Origin of the sequence: Prosthecobacter sp. (assembly GCF_044236155.1) — a bacterium.
Lineage (GTDB): Bacteria > Verrucomicrobiota > Verrucomicrobiia > Verrucomicrobiales > Verrucomicrobiaceae > Prosthecobacter.
Window position 1 is genome coordinate 16,652 of sequence record NZ_JBIIHA010000007.1, and the last position, 15,764, is coordinate 32,415.

Sequence of the window (15,764 nt, forward strand, 5' to 3'; positions counted from 1 at the left end):
TGGGTTCCCTGAAATGATGAAGATCTTCAGCGGTTGAAGAGCTTGCGAAAAAATCCGCCGCCTTGGGAGGGCTCGGACGGTTTGCTTTCCTGGGAGCCTCCCCGGTTGAAGATACCAACCCTGCGCACTGGCACGGCTTGAGGCACATTCTGTCCGGAGCTGCTTCCCGCCGATCCCGCTGAATCGGCCTTCCGTTTGATGTTGGGCGTCGCGTTCACACGCGGCGCGGCATCATCCACCGGCTCGGCGGAGGGCGCACCCGCGCCCGTATCGCCGTCCTCATCCGCTCCGGGCACCAAAGGCACTCCGGCGTCGGCATATTGGACCATGGGAATATGATTGAAGTGGCCTTCGGCGGGCGGCATCGCCTCAATGGCGACCTGATAGCCGTTTTCGAGGGCCAGGCATTGTTCCAGCACGCGGCGCGCGACCGGTGCCGCGCAGCCGCCTCCTGACTTGCCGTTCTGAACGAGGACGCAGACGGCGAACTTGGGATTTTGATAAGGCGCGAAGCTGATGAACCAGGTGTGGTTGTCATCCACCTTCACATTCTTCTCGTTGCGCCGCCAGTTCTGCGCGGTGCCCGTCTTGCCCGCGACCTCGACGCCGGTAATGCGCGCCGACTTGCCGGTGCCGCCGGGGTCGTTGACGACCTTCCACATGCCTTTGCGGATGATCTCGATCTCGTCCGGCTTCACGTTTTGCGAAAGGTCGCCGCGCAGGCTGGGTGGATTTTCCAGCACGACCTGGTCGTGGTCCATGACGCGTTTGAGAAGGTGCGGATTCCAAGATTTGCCACCGTTGGCGACCGTGGCGGTGACGGCGGCCATTTGCAGCGGGGAGGCGAGCACCATGCCCTGGCCGATGGATGTGTTTGCGGTGTAGCCGTCGCTCCAGCGTTCGGCGGGACGGTTGGCGCGCAGCCAGTCGGGATTAGGCAGGATGCCGCTGTCCTCGTCTTCGAGTTCGATGCCGGTTTTTTCGCCCACGCCGAGAATCTTGCCCACCTTGGTGATGTTGTTGATTCCGGCGGCGTTGCCGTAGCGGTAAAAGAAGCAGTTGCAGGACTGTTTGATGGCGTCGCTGAGGCCGAGGGTGCCGTGAGAGCCGCCGCTCTGGCGTTGAATCCAGCACTGCATGGCTGTGTTGCCGTAAGTGACCGCACCGCTGCAGTTGAAGGCGGATTTTTGAATGCCCGCTAGGCAGCCCGCGAAGGAGATCGGGATTTTGAAGGTGGAGCCGGGCGCGTGACCTTTCACGGCGCGGTTAAGCAGCGGCACGGTCTTGTTGTTGAGCAATGCATCCCAGTCCGTCTGCTGGATGCTCGGAATGAATTGGTTCGGATCATAGGACGGCACGGATACCATCGCGAGCAACTCGCCAGTGGCCGGATCGATCACCACCACGGCTCCACGGCCGATTTTGCCTTCGCGCAGGGCCTTGTCGGCGATGATCTGCATGCGGGCGTCGAGTGTCAGATGGACGTCATTACCTTTGCGCGGCTCCTGATATTCCTCATAAACCTCACCAACGGGACGGCCGCGCTGATCGCGCTGCATGACACGCACGCCGGGCTTGCCGCGCAGATAGCTGTCGAAACTTTTTTCGACTCCCGCTCCGCCGAAGTCATCCGGCACATAGTAGTCCCAGCCCTTGCGGTCGTCTGCGGACACGCGCTGATCGTCCGGCAGGCGCACATAGCCGAGGATGTGGCAGGCGAGTGACTTGAGCGGATACACGCGCGAAGCGCGCTCGGCGACGGTGACGCCGGGCAGGCCGAGATTGTGCTCGGCGATGCGGCTGAACTCGGAGAAGGTCAGGTCATCACGATAAACCCACGGCACCGCGCCGCCGAAACTGCGATAATGAACGCGCAGCGAGTCCACCGAGTATTCTTTATGTACGCCCATTTCCCGCATGCGCGCCGTGATTGTGTCCTCAAAAATTTTATAGATGTCGAGTTCAGGCTTTTGCCTCCGGATGCCTTTTTCGACGATGTCGAACGTGATTTCGGGAATGGGCGTCTTGAGCACCTTGGCGACGCGTTTGTATTCGGTGACGACCTCGGCGAGGTTGATGCGAACTTCGAAGCTGGCCTTGTTCGATGCCAGCACGACGCCGTTTCGGTCCTTGATCTCGCCACGGGGGCCGGGAATGCGAGCGCGCTCTTTCTTCGCGCCGGGAATCATCTTCGCGAACTCCTCCCGACGGTCGATCTGCAACGACCACAGGCGGAACACAAGCAGTCCGAACCCGCACAGCATCGCGAGGGTGAAGAGATAGAGGCGGAAATGGTATTTAACGACCATCGAAACGATACCTCAGGCCTTCGTATTTGATTTCATAACTCGACAGGCGGGCCAGCGAGTAAAGCAGCAGAAAAATGAGCGGCGAAGACAGCATCGCAAGCAGCGTGTCTGTGATCATCTTCGACCAGACTCCCGATGGGAACTGCAGCGAGCCGCGCAGGAACGTGATGATAAGATATTGCGAGAGCAACCAGAGAAAAGTGGCCACGCCCACCATCAGCACCGGCAGTTCCAGTCGTCCGCGCTTGAACAACGGCCGGATGCCCTGCATCAGCGTGCCCAGCATGCCGAAGAGCACGATGGAAAGGCCGAACGGCAGCGGACGGCTGCCGGCCCCAAGCTCCAGGTCCGCGCCCGTGCCGAAGACGTCTGCCGCGCCCGCCAGGCTCTCAACAGCTCCCGGCAGATGCCGGGCATCCCAAATGAAGCCCGTGATGAACGCCAGCACCAGCATCATCGAAAACGGCGCCGCCACCGACGCGCTGAAGAAAAACACCGCCGGCAAGAACAGCGTGGCAAACTGGGCGATCTCCAGCCCGGGAATGAACTCCTGCACCATGAAGGTGAATAGCAGCAGAATGATGGAGATCGGATGAAAAAGCATGACGTCTCAGGGCTTGGCGTTGGCCGATTGTGCGGGAGGCTCCGGTGCCGGTTCTGCGGCCTGCATTTCGATCACAAAGACATAATCCAGAGTGGAGAAGTCAACGGCGGGCTCAACGATTGCCTCTCCGGAGATTTCGCGGTTCTCGAAGCGCTTCACACGTCCCAGTAGCAGTCCGGGAGGAAACACACCGCCCTCGCCGGAGGAATAAACACTCGCGCCGGCGTTGATGTTCGCGTTGCGGCTCAGGAAGCGCAGGTGCAGTTCGGGGCGTACTTCCAGCGCGGCTCGCTCGCCCGCCAGGATGCCCTGCTCGAGCGTGCCCTCGACTTTCGCTGAAACGCGGCACATCTCGTCGGTCAGCAGGATCACCTTGGTCATGTGCGGAGCCAGGGTGGACGTCTTCCCCACAAGCCCGACGGAGGTGATCACCGGACTGTCCGTGCCGATGCCGTCCATCGAGCCCTTGTCGATGATCAAACTGTTCCACCATGTGCTCGACTCGCGTCGAATCACCTTCACCGCGGTCATCTTAAATGGAGCCGCTTGCTTGAAGCCGATGAGCTGCCGCAGCTTCGCAATTTCCTCGATGGACTGGTTGTGCTTCTGCTGGATGATGCGCAGTCGTTCAACCTGCACGCGCAGGTCATCATTCTCCCGTTTCAATTCAGCGGGATTGATCTGCGGTGCCACCGCGTCCGCCGCCGCCTGCTCCATGGCCGCGCTGGAATGTATGAAAGGGGACAGCAGGCTCATGACACGGGCTTGGATCTGCCGTGTAGTCGCCGTGTCGAACGTGAACACGGCGACAAGCCCTGCCACGAAGACGAGAAGCGCGAGGATGTTGAGCTTTTTCATGATCGGCCTTTCCTCCTGGGTGGACGCGGTGGTTGCTGGCGGACTTTCATCATGCCGTCACCGCATGGCCCGGAACGAACTCAAACTTCAGTTGTGCTCACTTTGCGCAGGAACTCGAGCTCGCTCAGCACGCGTCCCGTTCCTTCACCGACGGCGCTGAGCGGATCCTCCGCCACATGCACCGGCAGCGCGGTTTCTTCCTGCAGCAGCTTGTCCAGGCCGCGCAGCAGCGCGCCGCCGCCGGCCAGCATGATGCCGCGGTCCACAAGGTCGGCGGAGAGCTCCGGCGGGCAGCGCTCCAAAGTCGTGCGCACCGCGTCGATGATCGCGTTCAGCGGCTCCAGCATCGCCTCTCGCACTTCCTGGCTGGTGATCGTGATTGTTTTCGGCAGACCGGCCACCATGTCGCGTCCTTTGACTTCCATCGTTGTTTCTTTCCCCAGCGGGAAAGCGCTGCCGATGCGCAATTTGATTTCTTCCGCGGTGCGCTCGCCGATCATGAGGTTGTAGGCGCGCTTCATGTAGTTGATGATGGCCTCGTCGAGTTCGTCACCCGCCACGCGCACGCTGCGGCTGTAAACAATGCCGGAGAGCGAAATGATCGCCACCTCCGTCGTGCCGCCACCGATGTCCACGATCATGTTGCCCGCGGCTTCCTGGACCGGAAGGCCCACGCCGATCGCCGCAGCCATGGGCTCTTCGATCAGATAAACCTCGCGCGCGCCGGCCTGCTCCGCGCTTTCCTTCACCGCTCGCTTTTCCACCTCGGTGATGCCGGATGGCACTGCGATGACGACACGCGGTCCGCGCATCTTGCGTCCTCCGCCCTGCACCTTGCGGATGAAGTGGCGCAGCATCGCCTCCGTCACACGGAAGTCGGCGATCACGCCATCTTTAAGCGGGCGAATCGCCGTGATGCCTCCCGGCGTTCGGCCGAGCATGCGTTTCGCATCATCACCGACCGCGACTACTTCGTTCGAGCCGGTTTTCACCGCCACTACCGAAGGTTCGCGAAGAACGATACCGTGGTCTTTCACATAGACGAGTGTGTTTGCCGTGCCAAGATCGATGCCGATGTCTTGGGCGACAAATCCAAAAAGTTTGCCAAGCATTGAGAATAAAAGGGAAAGATGTTAAAATAAAAAAGCGCCAGAACTCAAATTCGCCGCGGGGAATTCCAACTGTTTTGAGAATCACGAAAAGCAACGCGGTGAGCGAAATTCTAACTCATATAAAGCTAAAACCGCCTGAAAACGCGTCAAGAGAAGTTTCTAAGAAGACTGGGATTGTGCACTGGCAGGGTTTTTCGCTCTCAATCGAGCGATTTTAACCCCGGATTTGCCCATTTTGGATGTCATGCACGATCCCGCTCAGCGCGTCTTTTTCCGCCCAGTCCAGATTCGTCGTCGTGATGATCTTCTGCGTGCCGTTTGGCAGCAAACTCAGCAGCGCCCGGCGGCGAAAAGCATCCAATTCGCCGAACACATCGTCGATCAGCATCAGCGGTGCCTCGCCGTGTGATTTTTCTAGCACGTGGGCTTGGGCGAGCTTCATCGACAGCGCAAAGGACCGCTGCTGGCCCTCGCTCGCGAACGTCGTCGCATCGCGATCATTCAAAAACATCGCGATGTCGTCCCGGTGCGGCCCAAAGGCCGTCGAGCGTGATTTGGCCTCCTCCTCCCGCATGCCTGCCAGCGCCTCAAACAGGCTCCCGGCTTCAAAAGTGCTCGTGAAGGCAATCCGCGTGCTTTCCGCACCTTCGCTCAAATGCGCATGCGCCGCCGAAACCTGCGGATTCAGCGCTTGGCAGAGTTCCGCCCGCCTTTGCCACAAAACCGCCGCAAAGCCGTCCATCACCCGCGCAAAGGCATCTGCCTGCTTCCACGCGATCACGGCATCTCGCTTCAAAACATAGTTCCGGCCTCGCAAAGCCCGTTCATAGCCGCGCAACGCATGCAGGTAGTCCGGAAACATCTGACTGGCCGCGAAGTCCAAAAACCGCCGCCGATGCTCCGCACCGCCGCGCAGCAGATTCATGTCGCGATGGTCCATCCACACCACCAAACCGGCCGCCGCGAGGTAATCCGCCGACTTCCCACACGTCGCGCCATCCAGCGCGAGACGTCTCGCCGTCGCACTTTGCGCATACCGCAGCCGTTTCCCGCTCCAAACCGCCTCCACGAGGCAGGTCGAGGCCTCAAAGCGCACCAGCTCACTCCGATTCGTCGTCCGCGGCGATTGCAGCCGCATCAGCACACAGGCCGCCTCGATGAGTGACGTCTTCCCCTGCGCATTCCGCCCCACCAGCAGCGTCACATCCGGGTGCAGCTCCACCTTCGCCTCGGCGAAGCAGCGGAAATCACGCACAAACAGATCGGACAGCATGGAGCGTGGAGCAGAGAGCAAAGAGCCCCAAGCCGCAACCCTGCGCAGGCATTTTCTGGCCTCTCCGCTTGATTTGAAGGCCTGCGCACGGATGAATCGCGCCCCATGTCCACCTTCCGCACCGTCAAAGGCTTCCGCGACTTCTTCCCCGAAGAATGCGCGCTGCGTAACTACATCGCCGAAACCTGGCGCGTCGTCGCCCGGCGCTATGGCTTCGTCGAGTATGAGGCGCCCGTCGTCGAGAGCACCGACCTCTTCCGCAAAAAAAGCGGCAACGAGATCACCGCGCAGCTCTTCTGCTTCCGCGACAAGGCGGACCGCGAGATCACGCTGCGCCCCGAAGTGACGCCCTCGCTCGCCCGCATGGCCACCGCTCGCCAGCGTGACTTCAAGAAGCCCATCAAGTGGTTCCAAATCGGCCCCTGCTTCCGCTACGAGGAGCCGCAGGAAGGCCGCGGGCGCGAGTTCATCCAGTTCAATGCCGACATCCTCGGCGACAGCGGTCCCGCCACCGCGGCGGAGCTCATCTCGCTGGCCATCGACACCATGCGCGAGTTCGGCGTCAGCGCCGACGACTTCGTCATCCGTCTCAGCAATCGCGAGATCTGGAACGGCTTCCTCGCCGAGAAAAACATCGCCACCGAGCACGCCACCACCTTCCTCGGCATCATCGACAAAATCGAGCGTGCGAAGCCGGACGAGACCGAGAAAAAACTCAGCGAGATCGGCCTCACCACCGCCGAGGTGCGTGCCTTCATGGCCGCTACGGATGAGAACCACCCTGCCTTCGCCGAATTGAAGGCCAACCTCACCGCCCGAGGCCTCTGGCAGCATGTGCGCATCGACGCCACCATCGTCCGCGGCCTCGCCTACTACACCGGCGTCGTCTTTGAGGTCTTCGATCTCAAGCACGGCCTCCGCGCCCTCGCCGGCGGCGGCACTTACGACAAACTGTGCGCCCTCATCAGCGATGGAAACGTCGATATGCCCGCCGCAGGCTTCGCCATGGGCGATGTCGTGCTAGGCATCCTGCTCAAGCGCACGCCCGGAGCCCAAATGAAGCTCACCAGCGCCCTCCTCGCCGCCAGCAGCATCGACGCCTTCGTCGTCATCGCCGATGAAGCCCAGCGCCCCCACGCGCTCGCCGCCATCCAGCAGCTCCGCGCCGCCGGCATCCGCATCGATTACCCCTTCGGCTCCCAAAAAGTCGGCAAGCAATTCCAAGCCGCCGAGGACCGCAAAGCCCGCTTCGCCATTGTCTTCGGAGCCGAGTATCCCGAAATCATCGTGAAGAACCTCGTCGCCAGATCGCAGACCTCCGTGCCCGCTGTGAACCTCGTCGATGAAGTGCAAAAGCTGCTCGCGGAGCCTGCAATTGGGCCGTTGATCGCGTAAACTGATCCTTCCTTGCAGTTTAGCGCGGCTATCCTGTGCATGGCTTCTTCTGGCATGTCCGATGCTGGAAGTCCGGTGAACCTCGTTCACCGCCATGATTGACTTTGCCCTCGAAAAATATCCGGTCCGTTATCCGCTCGAAACCAGCGTGCAGTGCATGATCCGTCCGTTGGAGCCTGCGGATGATGCGGGGTTCATGCGGTTCCTGCACGAGGTGCCGGAGTTTGAGCGGCTGTTCATCAAGCAGCGACTCGATAATCCGGCGCTGGTCAAAGAGTGGTGCGCGGATGTGGATTACGACGCACGGCTGCCGTTACTGGCGTTTGCGGACGGGCAGGTGATCGGTTTGGCGACGCTGGAGCAGCGCCACGGCGGCTGGAAGCGGCACATCGGCATGACGCACCTGCTCACGCATCCCGGTTATCGCGGCGTGGGGCTCGCGGGCATGCTGATTCGCGAAATCATTGACGTGGCACGGCACTGCGGCCTCTCGCATCTCCAGGCGGAGTTCAATGCGGAGCGGGAGCTGGCCATTCGCGCTTTTCGCGAATCAGGATTCGATGAGCTCATGCGGCTGCCCGGCTACGTCATGGACATGCTGGCCAAAACGCACGCCTATGTGCTCATGGGCATGAAATTGACCACCGACATCGAAAACACTGGCGCGGGAGATTGAGCAAACGGCGAACTGGAGAGCGTATGGTCTCACACACCATGAAGCTCGTTTTCACCTGCCTTTCCTTGCTCACCACGCTCGCCTCCGCGGCCACTTTCCGCGCCGGAGTGGCCACGGTGGACATCTCGCCGACGGAGTTCCCGCGCATCATCGCGGGCGGGTTTCTCGAAGGACGGGGCGAAAAGCTCGCGGACAAGCTCTTCGTGCGCAGTTTCGTGTTCGATGACGGGAAGATGAAGATCGCCTTCGCCATCGTGGACACGTGCATGATGGAGCAGTCGCTCATTGATGAGGCCAAAGGCATCGCGGCGAAGCAATGCGGCATCCCGGTGGATCGCATGATGGTCAGCGCCACGCACACGCACTCCGCGCCCGCCGCGATGGGCTGCCTCGGCACGCGAAAGGACACGGTGTATGCGAAATTCCTCACGCCCAAGATCGCCGAGGCCATCGTGGCGGCGAATGCGGCGCTGCAACCGGCCCGCATCGGCTGGGGCTCGTTCGATGACTGGGAGCACACGCACAATCGCCGCTGGATTCGCCTGCCCGGCAAGGAGATCGTCGATCCCTTCGGCCAGCCCACGGGCCGCGCCAACATGCACCCCGGCTACCTCAGCAAGGACGTCGTCGGCCCCAGCGGCCCGGTGGACCCGCAGCTCAGCGTTATCGCGCTGCAAACGCTCGATGGCAAACCGCTCGGCGTGCTCGCGAACTACTCGCAGCACTACTTCGGCACCGCGCCCGTGTCGGCGGACTACTTCGGCCTCTTCTGCAAGCATCTCGCCGCCAAACTGGGCCAGCAAGGCGATGGCAACGGCCCCTTCGTCTGCGCCATGAGCCAGGGCACCAGCGGCGACCAGATGTGGATGGACTACGGCGCGGAGAAAAAGACGATCACCATCGACCACTACGCCTCCGAGGTCGCCGACAGCGCCATGAAGGCCCTGCAAACCGTGAAATACGTCGATCACGCCCCGCTCGGCATGATCGAGAAGACCCTGGAGCTCAACTACCGCGTCCCCGACGAACAACGCCTCGCCTGGGCCCGTCCCATCGCCGCGAAGATCGAGAACGACCTGCCGAAGAACAAAGAGGAAGTGTATGCGAGAGAGGCGCTCATCCTCCACGAGCGTCAAAAGACGAGTGTGAAGCTCCAAGCCATCCGAATCGGCGATCCTAGCGTTGGTGAAATCAGCATCGCAACTCTTCCCAATGAAGTGTACGCCGCTACAGGGTTGATGTTGAAGTGGTCATCTCCTTTTGGCAGTCACTTCAACATCGAGCTCGCGAACGGTGCTGAAGGTTACATTCCGCCAGTGGAGCAACATGATCTTGGGGGGTATACCACATGGCCTGCCCGCACAGCCGGCCTGGAAGTGGGCGCAGAAGCCAAAATCCGGAATACTCTGAACGAGATGCTTCGATCACTGAACTTGTCACCGGGAAGAGGTGTCAGCGAAGACTCGAGCGAGTATACGAGCGCGGTGATTGGTTCACATATGCGGGCTATGGTCGATTTCCAGGATGAACGCAGCTTTGGTTTGCAGCGCTCGCCGTTCCCAGAAATGGAGTTCACCGTATCGGTTCAGGGTCCACATGCGCGTTGGCTGCCTGGGTTTAATGCTGGCCTAGGATATGGCGATGAGTCTGTCCTCAAAACTCAGGTCAAAGTGCCAAGTGACAAGATCAACCGATCCATACACCTAGCTGGTGGTCATATTGAAATATCTGGAGTGAAGCTCGCAGACCATGCCAGCATCGCCCTCTGGTTCTGGCTAGGGCATGAAAGCGGCGCGAGTGATCGCACGGGCGAGTTGATCAACGCGTTGGGTGTCAGCGTGAAGGCGCATCAGTTCCCGGATCACACGGTGAGGCTCGAATGGGGCGATAAAGTGGCTTCGGCTTCAGCCGACGGATCGGATTCGGCTAAAGCCGAAACTACTTTCTTTGCCGACGACTGGCATTTCGCCGTGCTCATCCGCGATGGCGAAAACGTGCGCGTGCATCTCGATGGCTCTGAAAAGCCCGTTTTGACCGGAAAGGCCGGAAAATCCGAGGATGCGGTGCTTTTCGGCCAAGGACTCGAAGGACGGCTGGACGAGATCACGATCTGGGATCGCGCCATCGAGCCTTCGCTCATCGCGAAGCTTTGGAACCTGTCGAAAGTGGGCGAGGAGAATGCGAAATGGGCCGTTTCGCGAGCGGAGCGGAAGAAGCGTGGTGCAGCCGTCTCGGCTGCTCAGAAAGACGCAGTCCAGAGGACTGCACCACATTCTGAAAACTGGTCCGCGTCGATGCGCTTCAAGAACACGAAGGCGAACAACGTCAGCGCGGTGACCGCTTACCTCATCTCACGTGGTCCGAAGGGTGATCACCAAGCCCCTGGCGATCATCTTGGCATCGGTGGCAGCTACAAGGACTCCGAACCCGGCAAGCTCTTCGTCTTCAACGGCAACGCGGCCTCCCAAATCGTGCGCGGCAAGACGATCATCGAGCCCGGCTCATGGAATGACGTGAAGCTGGAGCGCATCGGCTCGCGCGTGAAGGTCACGCTCAACGGCAAGGTCGAGATCGACGCTGAACTGCCCGTCACCGCGCCCGGCGCGAAGGACTTATTCTTTGGCCGACGCTGCGATGACTTCGCACCGCTGGAGGGATCGTTCGAGAAAGTGGAGGTGGCTGGTCTTGAGGTAGGGCGGCTGGTCCCCCAGCCGCCGCGTGAGGCCAACAGGCCCGCGAATGTTTCATCCGCGTCATCGAAGCCCAATCGGCCTGCGACGGCGCTTTCGGAGAAAGCGCCCTACCACGAGCCACCCCTCTCTCCCGAAGAGTCCGCGAAGAAGTGGCATGTGCGTGATGGCTACCGCATCGAGCTCGTCGTGGCGGAGCCGGTGGTGCTCGATCCCGTCGCGTTTGATTGGGATGAGCAGGGCCGCCTGTGGGTCATCGAGATGGCGGACTACCCGCTCGGCATGGATGGCAATGGCAAGGCCGGTGGACGCGTCGTGCGGCTGGAGGACACGGACCACGACGGTCGCTACGACAAGCGCAGCGTCATCGTCAGCGATTTGAGCTATCCCACCGGCATTTTGACGTGGCGTGAAGGCGTGATCGTCACTGCCGCGCCGGACATCTTTTTCATTTCGCCCGATGGCACGAAGAAAGTGCTCTACACCGGCTTCAGCACCGGCAACCAGCAGCTCCGCGTGAACGGCCTGCGCTGGGGCATGGACGGCTGGGTGTATTGCGCCGCCGGGGCGCATCACGGCGGCTACAACAAAGGCACGCAAATCGAGTGCAAACTCACCGGCGAGAAGATCGACCTCGGCAGTCGCGATTTCCGCTTCAAGCCGGACACGGGCGAGTTCGACCCGCAGAGCGGCCCGTCGCAGTTCGGTCGCGCCCGCGATGACTGGGGCCACTGGTTCGGCGTGCAGAACAGTTTCCCGCTCTGGCACTACGTGTTGCAGGATCACTACCTGCGCCGCAATCCGCACGTCATCCCGCCGGACCCGATCCATCAGCTCTTCCCGCGGAATCCGCCCGTCTATCCCGCCAGCAGCATGGAAAAGCGCTTTCACAGCTTCGATCAAGCCGGACGCTTCACCAGCGCCTGCGGCATCGAGGTCTATCGCGATCAAGTGCTCTTCACCGACGGCAAAACGCACGCCTTCACCTGCGAGCCCTTCCACAACGTCGTGCAGCATCACATCCTCGAAGACGACGGTGTCACCTTCAAAGCCGTGCGCGATCCCGCCGAGTCGAAGATGGACTTCCTCGCCAGCGAAGACCGCTGGTGCCGCCCCGTCATGGTCCGCACCGGCCCCGATGGAGCGCTGTGGGTCGCCGACATGTATCGCTACATGATCGAGCACCCGCAGTGGTTGCCGCAGAACGGCAAAGAGGAGCTTCTGCCGCATTATCGCAAAGGTGACGACAAGGGGAGGATTTGGCGGGTGGTGAAAAGAGAGGTTAAAGAAGAGAGTGGAGACTTCATCAGAGTGGTCCGAAGCAGTGGTTATGGCCGCGACAAAATGCAGATGATCGATCAGTGGAAGGGCAAGGATAAGGCCTCGAAGTTTGGGAGGGTCGCATCTGGCATCGAAACCGTGCAGTTAGCCTGGACGGCTCTTAATCTGGACAAGTTCAGTGCCTCTGACTGCCTCACTCTTTTTACTGACTCCTTTGACGAGCAGTCGCGGGTCCGTGAACAAGCACTGCAAATGGCTGAAAAGCTCGAATGGAAAGCGGACGAGGCGTCCGCACTCCACAAGGTGCTGGCGAAGCTCGTGAACGACGAAGACGCCAAAGTGCGGCTCCAACTGGCCTGCACGCTCGGTGAACTGAAATTCGAGTGGGCGGGAGTTCTGCTGGCGGAACTGCTGAACAACGCGGAGCCGGGTTCACCGCTGCAAGGCGCGGCATTGAGCTCGGTGCTGCCGCATTTGGAGCGGGTTTGCGAGCGGACGAACGCGAAACTCTTCGCGCTGCTCATGCGCTGCGCTTTGGCGACGAAGAACGAAAAGGCCATCGCGGCGCTAGTAACGCGTTTGGAGGCTCAAAACGGGCTGGAGGAGCTTCTGGCCGTGCTGGACGAGAAAAACCTCTCACTGACCGAGTTCGCGAAGCAGGTCACGGATGCGAAGGCGCGGGCGGCGGTCGATCAAATGGCGGCGAAGCTGCAACAGGCGGCGGAATCCCTCAAAACGGCTCCGACGATGGAATCGCTGGCCTTGCTGGCGACGGATCGCGGGCATCGCGAGACGGTGAAAGGCTTGCTGCCGGAGCTTTGGGCCAAAACGGGAGGTGCGGAGGTGCTGCGGCTCGTCGCGAAGCTGCAACCGAAGGGTGGCGAGCAGTTTTTGCTCGAAGGCTGGGACCAGCGCACGCCGGCGCTGCGCACGCAGATTCTCGAAACGCTGCTCTCGAATGACGATTGGGCGCTCGCGCTGCTGAAACGGCCGGAGGCGAAGGCTTGTGACGCGGCGACGCGGGCGCGGCTGATGAAGCATCCGAAGAAAAACATCGCCAATCTCGCAGAGAAGGTCTTCGCGGATGCCACCAGCGCCACACGCGCCGCGGTGGTGGAGAAGTTCAAACCCGCGCTCAAGCTCCAGGGCGATGCAGCACGCGGGAAGACCGTTTTCGCGAGTGTGTGCATCAGTTGCCACAAACTCGACGGCGTGGGCCTCGAGCTCGGCCCGGACCTTCGCAGCGTAGCGCAGCACGATGCCGAAAAGCTCCTCAACTCCATTTTGGACCCCAGCGCGATCATCGAGCCCGGTTTCATGGCCTACCACTGCACGCTGAAGAGCGGCGAGCAGCTTTATGGGGTGATCGCCACCGAAACGAGCGCCAGCCTCACGCTGAAGATGGCCGGAAACATCACCAAATCCGTGCTGCGCAGCGATGTGGCGTCTTTGAAGAGCGCGGGCATTTCGCTCATGCCCGAAGGTCTCGAAGCCGCGATGACGCAGCAGTCGCTGGCGGATTTGATCGCCTATTTGAAGGTGGTGCGGTGAGGGCACAAAAAGCGGGGCTTGGCAAGCCCCGCTCCTTGAGGGAATCGAGATTAATTCGCGGGCTTCCAGTTCTTCACGAACTCGAGGCACTGGGTGATCTCTGGTACGCTGGTTTCCCAGTTGTGCTCGTATTCGCAGTGCAGCGGGCCGGGATAGCCCTGGGCGGCGTATTCGGCGAGGACGCCGGCGATGTTGCTCTTGCCCTGACCGAAGGGGAGGTCGTGGGCCTTGACGTTGCCGAACTCGTTGAGGTCCTTCATGTGGCTGTCAAAGATGCGGCCTTTGAGCTTCTTCACGCACTCGACGGGATCGAGGCCGCTGCGGACCCAGTGGCCAATGTCGGCGCAGGAACCCATGCGCGGATCGCGATCTTTGACGAGGCCGAGGACGTAATCCGGATCCCAGAACATGTAGGCGCGGTCGAGCGGGCGCTTGGGATGGTTGTGGATGGCCATCTTGATGTCGAATTCCTTCACGAGGGCTTCGATCTTGTCGAGCGCGGTGACGTCAGGTTCGGTGACGACAACGCCGATGCCGAGCTTTTTGCAGAACTCGAAGATCTTGCGATTGCTCGCGTCATCCTGACCGAGTTTGACGACACCGTAGCCGACGGCGGTGAGGCCTTTGGCTTCGAGGTGCATCATGACCTTGTTGATCATCTCGGGCGTGGAGTTGTGGTCCCACTTGGCGGTGTCGTCGAACTTCTGGCCGGGATAGAATTCGATGGTCTTGCCGCCGCATTGCGCGGTTTTGTCGATGGCCTCAAAGACGGTGTAGAGGCGGAAGCTGTAGGCCTGGCAGCCAGCGTAGAACTGGCCGACTTTGGCGGCCTCGGGGATGGTGGCCGCGAATGTGGACGCGGCGACGAGGAGGAGTGAGAGAAGCGTTTTCTTCATGATTGAGGGCGGTTGGAACGAGGGGAATCGGCGATTCCTTGCGGCGGGATGATGGAGGGGAAATGGCGAATGACGAATGCAGAATGATGAATGAATGGCGAAGCCCGAAGGATCGCGGTTTGGATGCGTATGGAGAAGATCATGCGAGTTTTCACTCTTCTTGGCATCCTCACGGCGACTGCGGCGGCACAATTGCCATCGGCGAAACCGATTCCGCGTGTGCAGGCGGTGCCGATGCCGCATCACATCACGTCGTTTCAGCTCGATGGGCGCGAGCTGACGGCGATGCACTTTGATCCGCTGGACATGCGGCCGTTTTGTTATCCGATCCGGGCTTCGCGGGACGTGAGCCTGACGCGCATGGGGCATCCGCATGACCCGCTGACGCATTCGCACCACAACAGCGTGTGGGTGACCCACAACTTGGTGAACGACCTCGATTTCTGGGGGGATTACGCGAAGAAGCAGGGGCGCATCGTGAATGTGGAGGTGTCTCGCGAAGGCTACGAGGACACGGATGAGTTCGCGTCGATGCGGATGGTGAATCACTGGCTCAGTGAGGCGGACAAGTCGATCCAGCTCGTGGAAGTGCGGCGCACGGAGGTGCGGCCGGAGGATGGCGCGAAGAGCTGGTTCATGATCGTGGACATGGAGTTCACGCCGCCGAAGGGCAAGACGACCACGTTTGGTGCCACAGGCTTCGGTTTGATTGCGGTGCGGATGGCGAAAAGCATCGGTGTGCATGATGGCGGTGGACGCATTTTGAATTCGGAAGGCCAGCTCAATGAGGAGCAGATCTTCCGCAAGCCGGCACGCTGGTGCGACTACAGCGGGCGCATCACGAATGAAGCGGACGGCTTCGGCGGCATCACCTTGATGAATCACCCGATGAATCCGCACAACCCGACGGCCTTTCACGTGCGGAACGACGGCTGGATGGGCTGCTGCCTCAGTCTCGACACGCCGGTGGAGGTGACCGAGGAGAAGAAGCTGCGCGTGCGCTACGCGCTGTGGGTTCACGATGGCGTCGCGACGCAGGAGCAGAGCGAGGCACGCTGGAAAAAGTTCGTGGAAATGCCGGTGATTGATTTGAATCCGCCAAAACCGGTGAAGAAGTGA

The 15,764-nt window shown here is 60.8% G+C and carries 10 protein-coding genes; 4 read left to right on the forward strand and 6 right to left on the reverse strand.

Annotated elements, in window-relative coordinates; translation table 11 throughout:
* Window positions 1–26 precede the first annotated feature (26 nt).
* The 5 genes from mrdA to recF form a co-directional block, all read right to left on the reverse strand.
* Window positions 27–2,309, reverse strand: a complete 2,283-nt coding sequence (gene mrdA, locus ACILSE_RS07990; RefSeq protein ID WP_395716849.1) for a penicillin-binding protein 2 — start codon at window positions 2,307–2,309, stop codon at window positions 27–29.
* Complete coding sequence (locus ACILSE_RS07995; protein WP_395716850.1) at window positions 2,299–2,868, reverse strand: hypothetical protein; 570 nt, start codon at window positions 2,866–2,868, stop codon at window positions 2,299–2,301. The genes mrdA and ACILSE_RS07995 overlap by 11 nt, the downstream gene beginning before the upstream one ends.
* 51 nt (window positions 2,869–2,919) lie before the next feature.
* A complete protein-coding gene (gene mreC / locus ACILSE_RS08000) occupies window positions 2,920–3,771 on the reverse strand; it encodes a rod shape-determining protein MreC (protein WP_395716851.1) in 852 nt (283 codons plus the stop codon).
* Between the two features lie 80 nt (window positions 3,772–3,851).
* Entirely contained in the window at window positions 3,852–4,883 is a 1,032-nt protein-coding gene (locus ACILSE_RS08005; RefSeq protein WP_395716852.1) for a rod shape-determining protein, read from the reverse strand.
* Window positions 4,884–5,097: 214 nt separating this feature from the next.
* On the reverse strand, window positions 5,098–6,156 hold the full coding sequence (recF, locus tag ACILSE_RS08010; protein WP_395716853.1) for a DNA replication/repair protein RecF: 1,059 nt from the start codon (window positions 6,154–6,156) through the stop codon (window positions 5,098–5,100).
* Window positions 6,157–6,261: 105 nt separating this feature from the next.
* Between recF and hisS the strand changes: the two genes are divergently transcribed.
* From hisS to ACILSE_RS08025, 3 genes are all read left to right on the forward strand, one after another.
* Window positions 6,262–7,551: a histidine--tRNA ligase gene (hisS, locus tag ACILSE_RS08015; protein WP_395716854.1), complete on the forward strand. Its 1,290-nt coding sequence runs from the start codon at window positions 6,262–6,264 to the stop codon at window positions 7,549–7,551.
* A 94-nt stretch (window positions 7,552–7,645) separates the two neighbouring features.
* Window positions 7,646–8,227, forward strand: coding sequence for a GNAT family N-acetyltransferase (locus ACILSE_RS08020; RefSeq protein WP_395716855.1), 582 nt, complete (start codon window positions 7,646–7,648; stop codon window positions 8,225–8,227).
* A gap of 38 nt (window positions 8,228–8,265) precedes the next feature.
* Window positions 8,266–13,749: a PVC-type heme-binding CxxCH protein gene (locus ACILSE_RS08025; RefSeq protein WP_395716856.1), complete on the forward strand. Its 5,484-nt coding sequence runs from the start codon at window positions 8,266–8,268 to the stop codon at window positions 13,747–13,749.
* 50 nt (window positions 13,750–13,799) lie between these two features.
* Here the strand turns inward: ACILSE_RS08025 and ACILSE_RS08030 are convergent, their stop codons facing one another.
* On the reverse strand, window positions 13,800–14,645 hold the full coding sequence (locus ACILSE_RS08030; RefSeq protein ID WP_395716857.1) for a sugar phosphate isomerase/epimerase family protein: 846 nt from the start codon (window positions 14,643–14,645) through the stop codon (window positions 13,800–13,802).
* 141 nt (window positions 14,646–14,786) lie between these two features.
* Here ACILSE_RS08030 and ACILSE_RS08035 point away from each other — a divergent pair, with 141 nt between their 5' ends.
* Complete coding sequence (locus tag ACILSE_RS08035) at window positions 14,787–15,764, forward strand: PmoA family protein (protein ID WP_395716858.1); 978 nt, start codon at window positions 14,787–14,789, stop codon at window positions 15,762–15,764.

What these genes read in the sequence shown, in the direction of transcription:
- mrdA (WP_395716849.1), bottom strand. Translation starts at nt 2,309, where the DNA reads ATGGTCGTTAAATACCATTTCCGCCTCTATCTCTTCACCCTCGCGATG.
- ACILSE_RS07995 (WP_395716850.1), bottom strand. Translation starts at nt 2,868, where the DNA reads ATGGTGCAGGAGTTCATTCCCGGGCTGGAGATCGCCCAGTTTGCCACG.
- mreC (WP_395716851.1), bottom strand. Translation starts at nt 3,771, where the DNA reads ATGAAAAAGCTCAACATCCTCGCGCTTCTCGTCTTCGTGGCAGGGCTT.
- ACILSE_RS08005 (WP_395716852.1), bottom strand. Translation starts at nt 4,883, where the DNA reads ATGCTTGGCAAACTTTTTGGATTTGTCGCCCAAGACATCGGCATCGAT.
- recF (WP_395716853.1), bottom strand. Translation starts at nt 6,156, where the DNA reads ATGCTGTCCGATCTGTTTGTGCGTGATTTCCGCTGCTTCGCCGAGGCG.
- hisS (WP_395716854.1), top strand. Translation starts at nt 6,262, where the DNA reads ATGTCCACCTTCCGCACCGTCAAAGGCTTCCGCGACTTCTTCCCCGAA.
- ACILSE_RS08020 (WP_395716855.1), top strand. Translation starts at nt 7,646, where the DNA reads ATGATTGACTTTGCCCTCGAAAAATATCCGGTCCGTTATCCGCTCGAA.
- ACILSE_RS08025 (WP_395716856.1), top strand. Translation starts at nt 8,266, where the DNA reads ATGAAGCTCGTTTTCACCTGCCTTTCCTTGCTCACCACGCTCGCCTCC.
- ACILSE_RS08030 (WP_395716857.1), bottom strand. Translation starts at nt 14,645, where the DNA reads ATGAAGAAAACGCTTCTCTCACTCCTCCTCGTCGCCGCGTCCACATTC.
- ACILSE_RS08035 (WP_395716858.1), top strand. Translation starts at nt 14,787, where the DNA reads ATGCGAGTTTTCACTCTTCTTGGCATCCTCACGGCGACTGCGGCGGCA.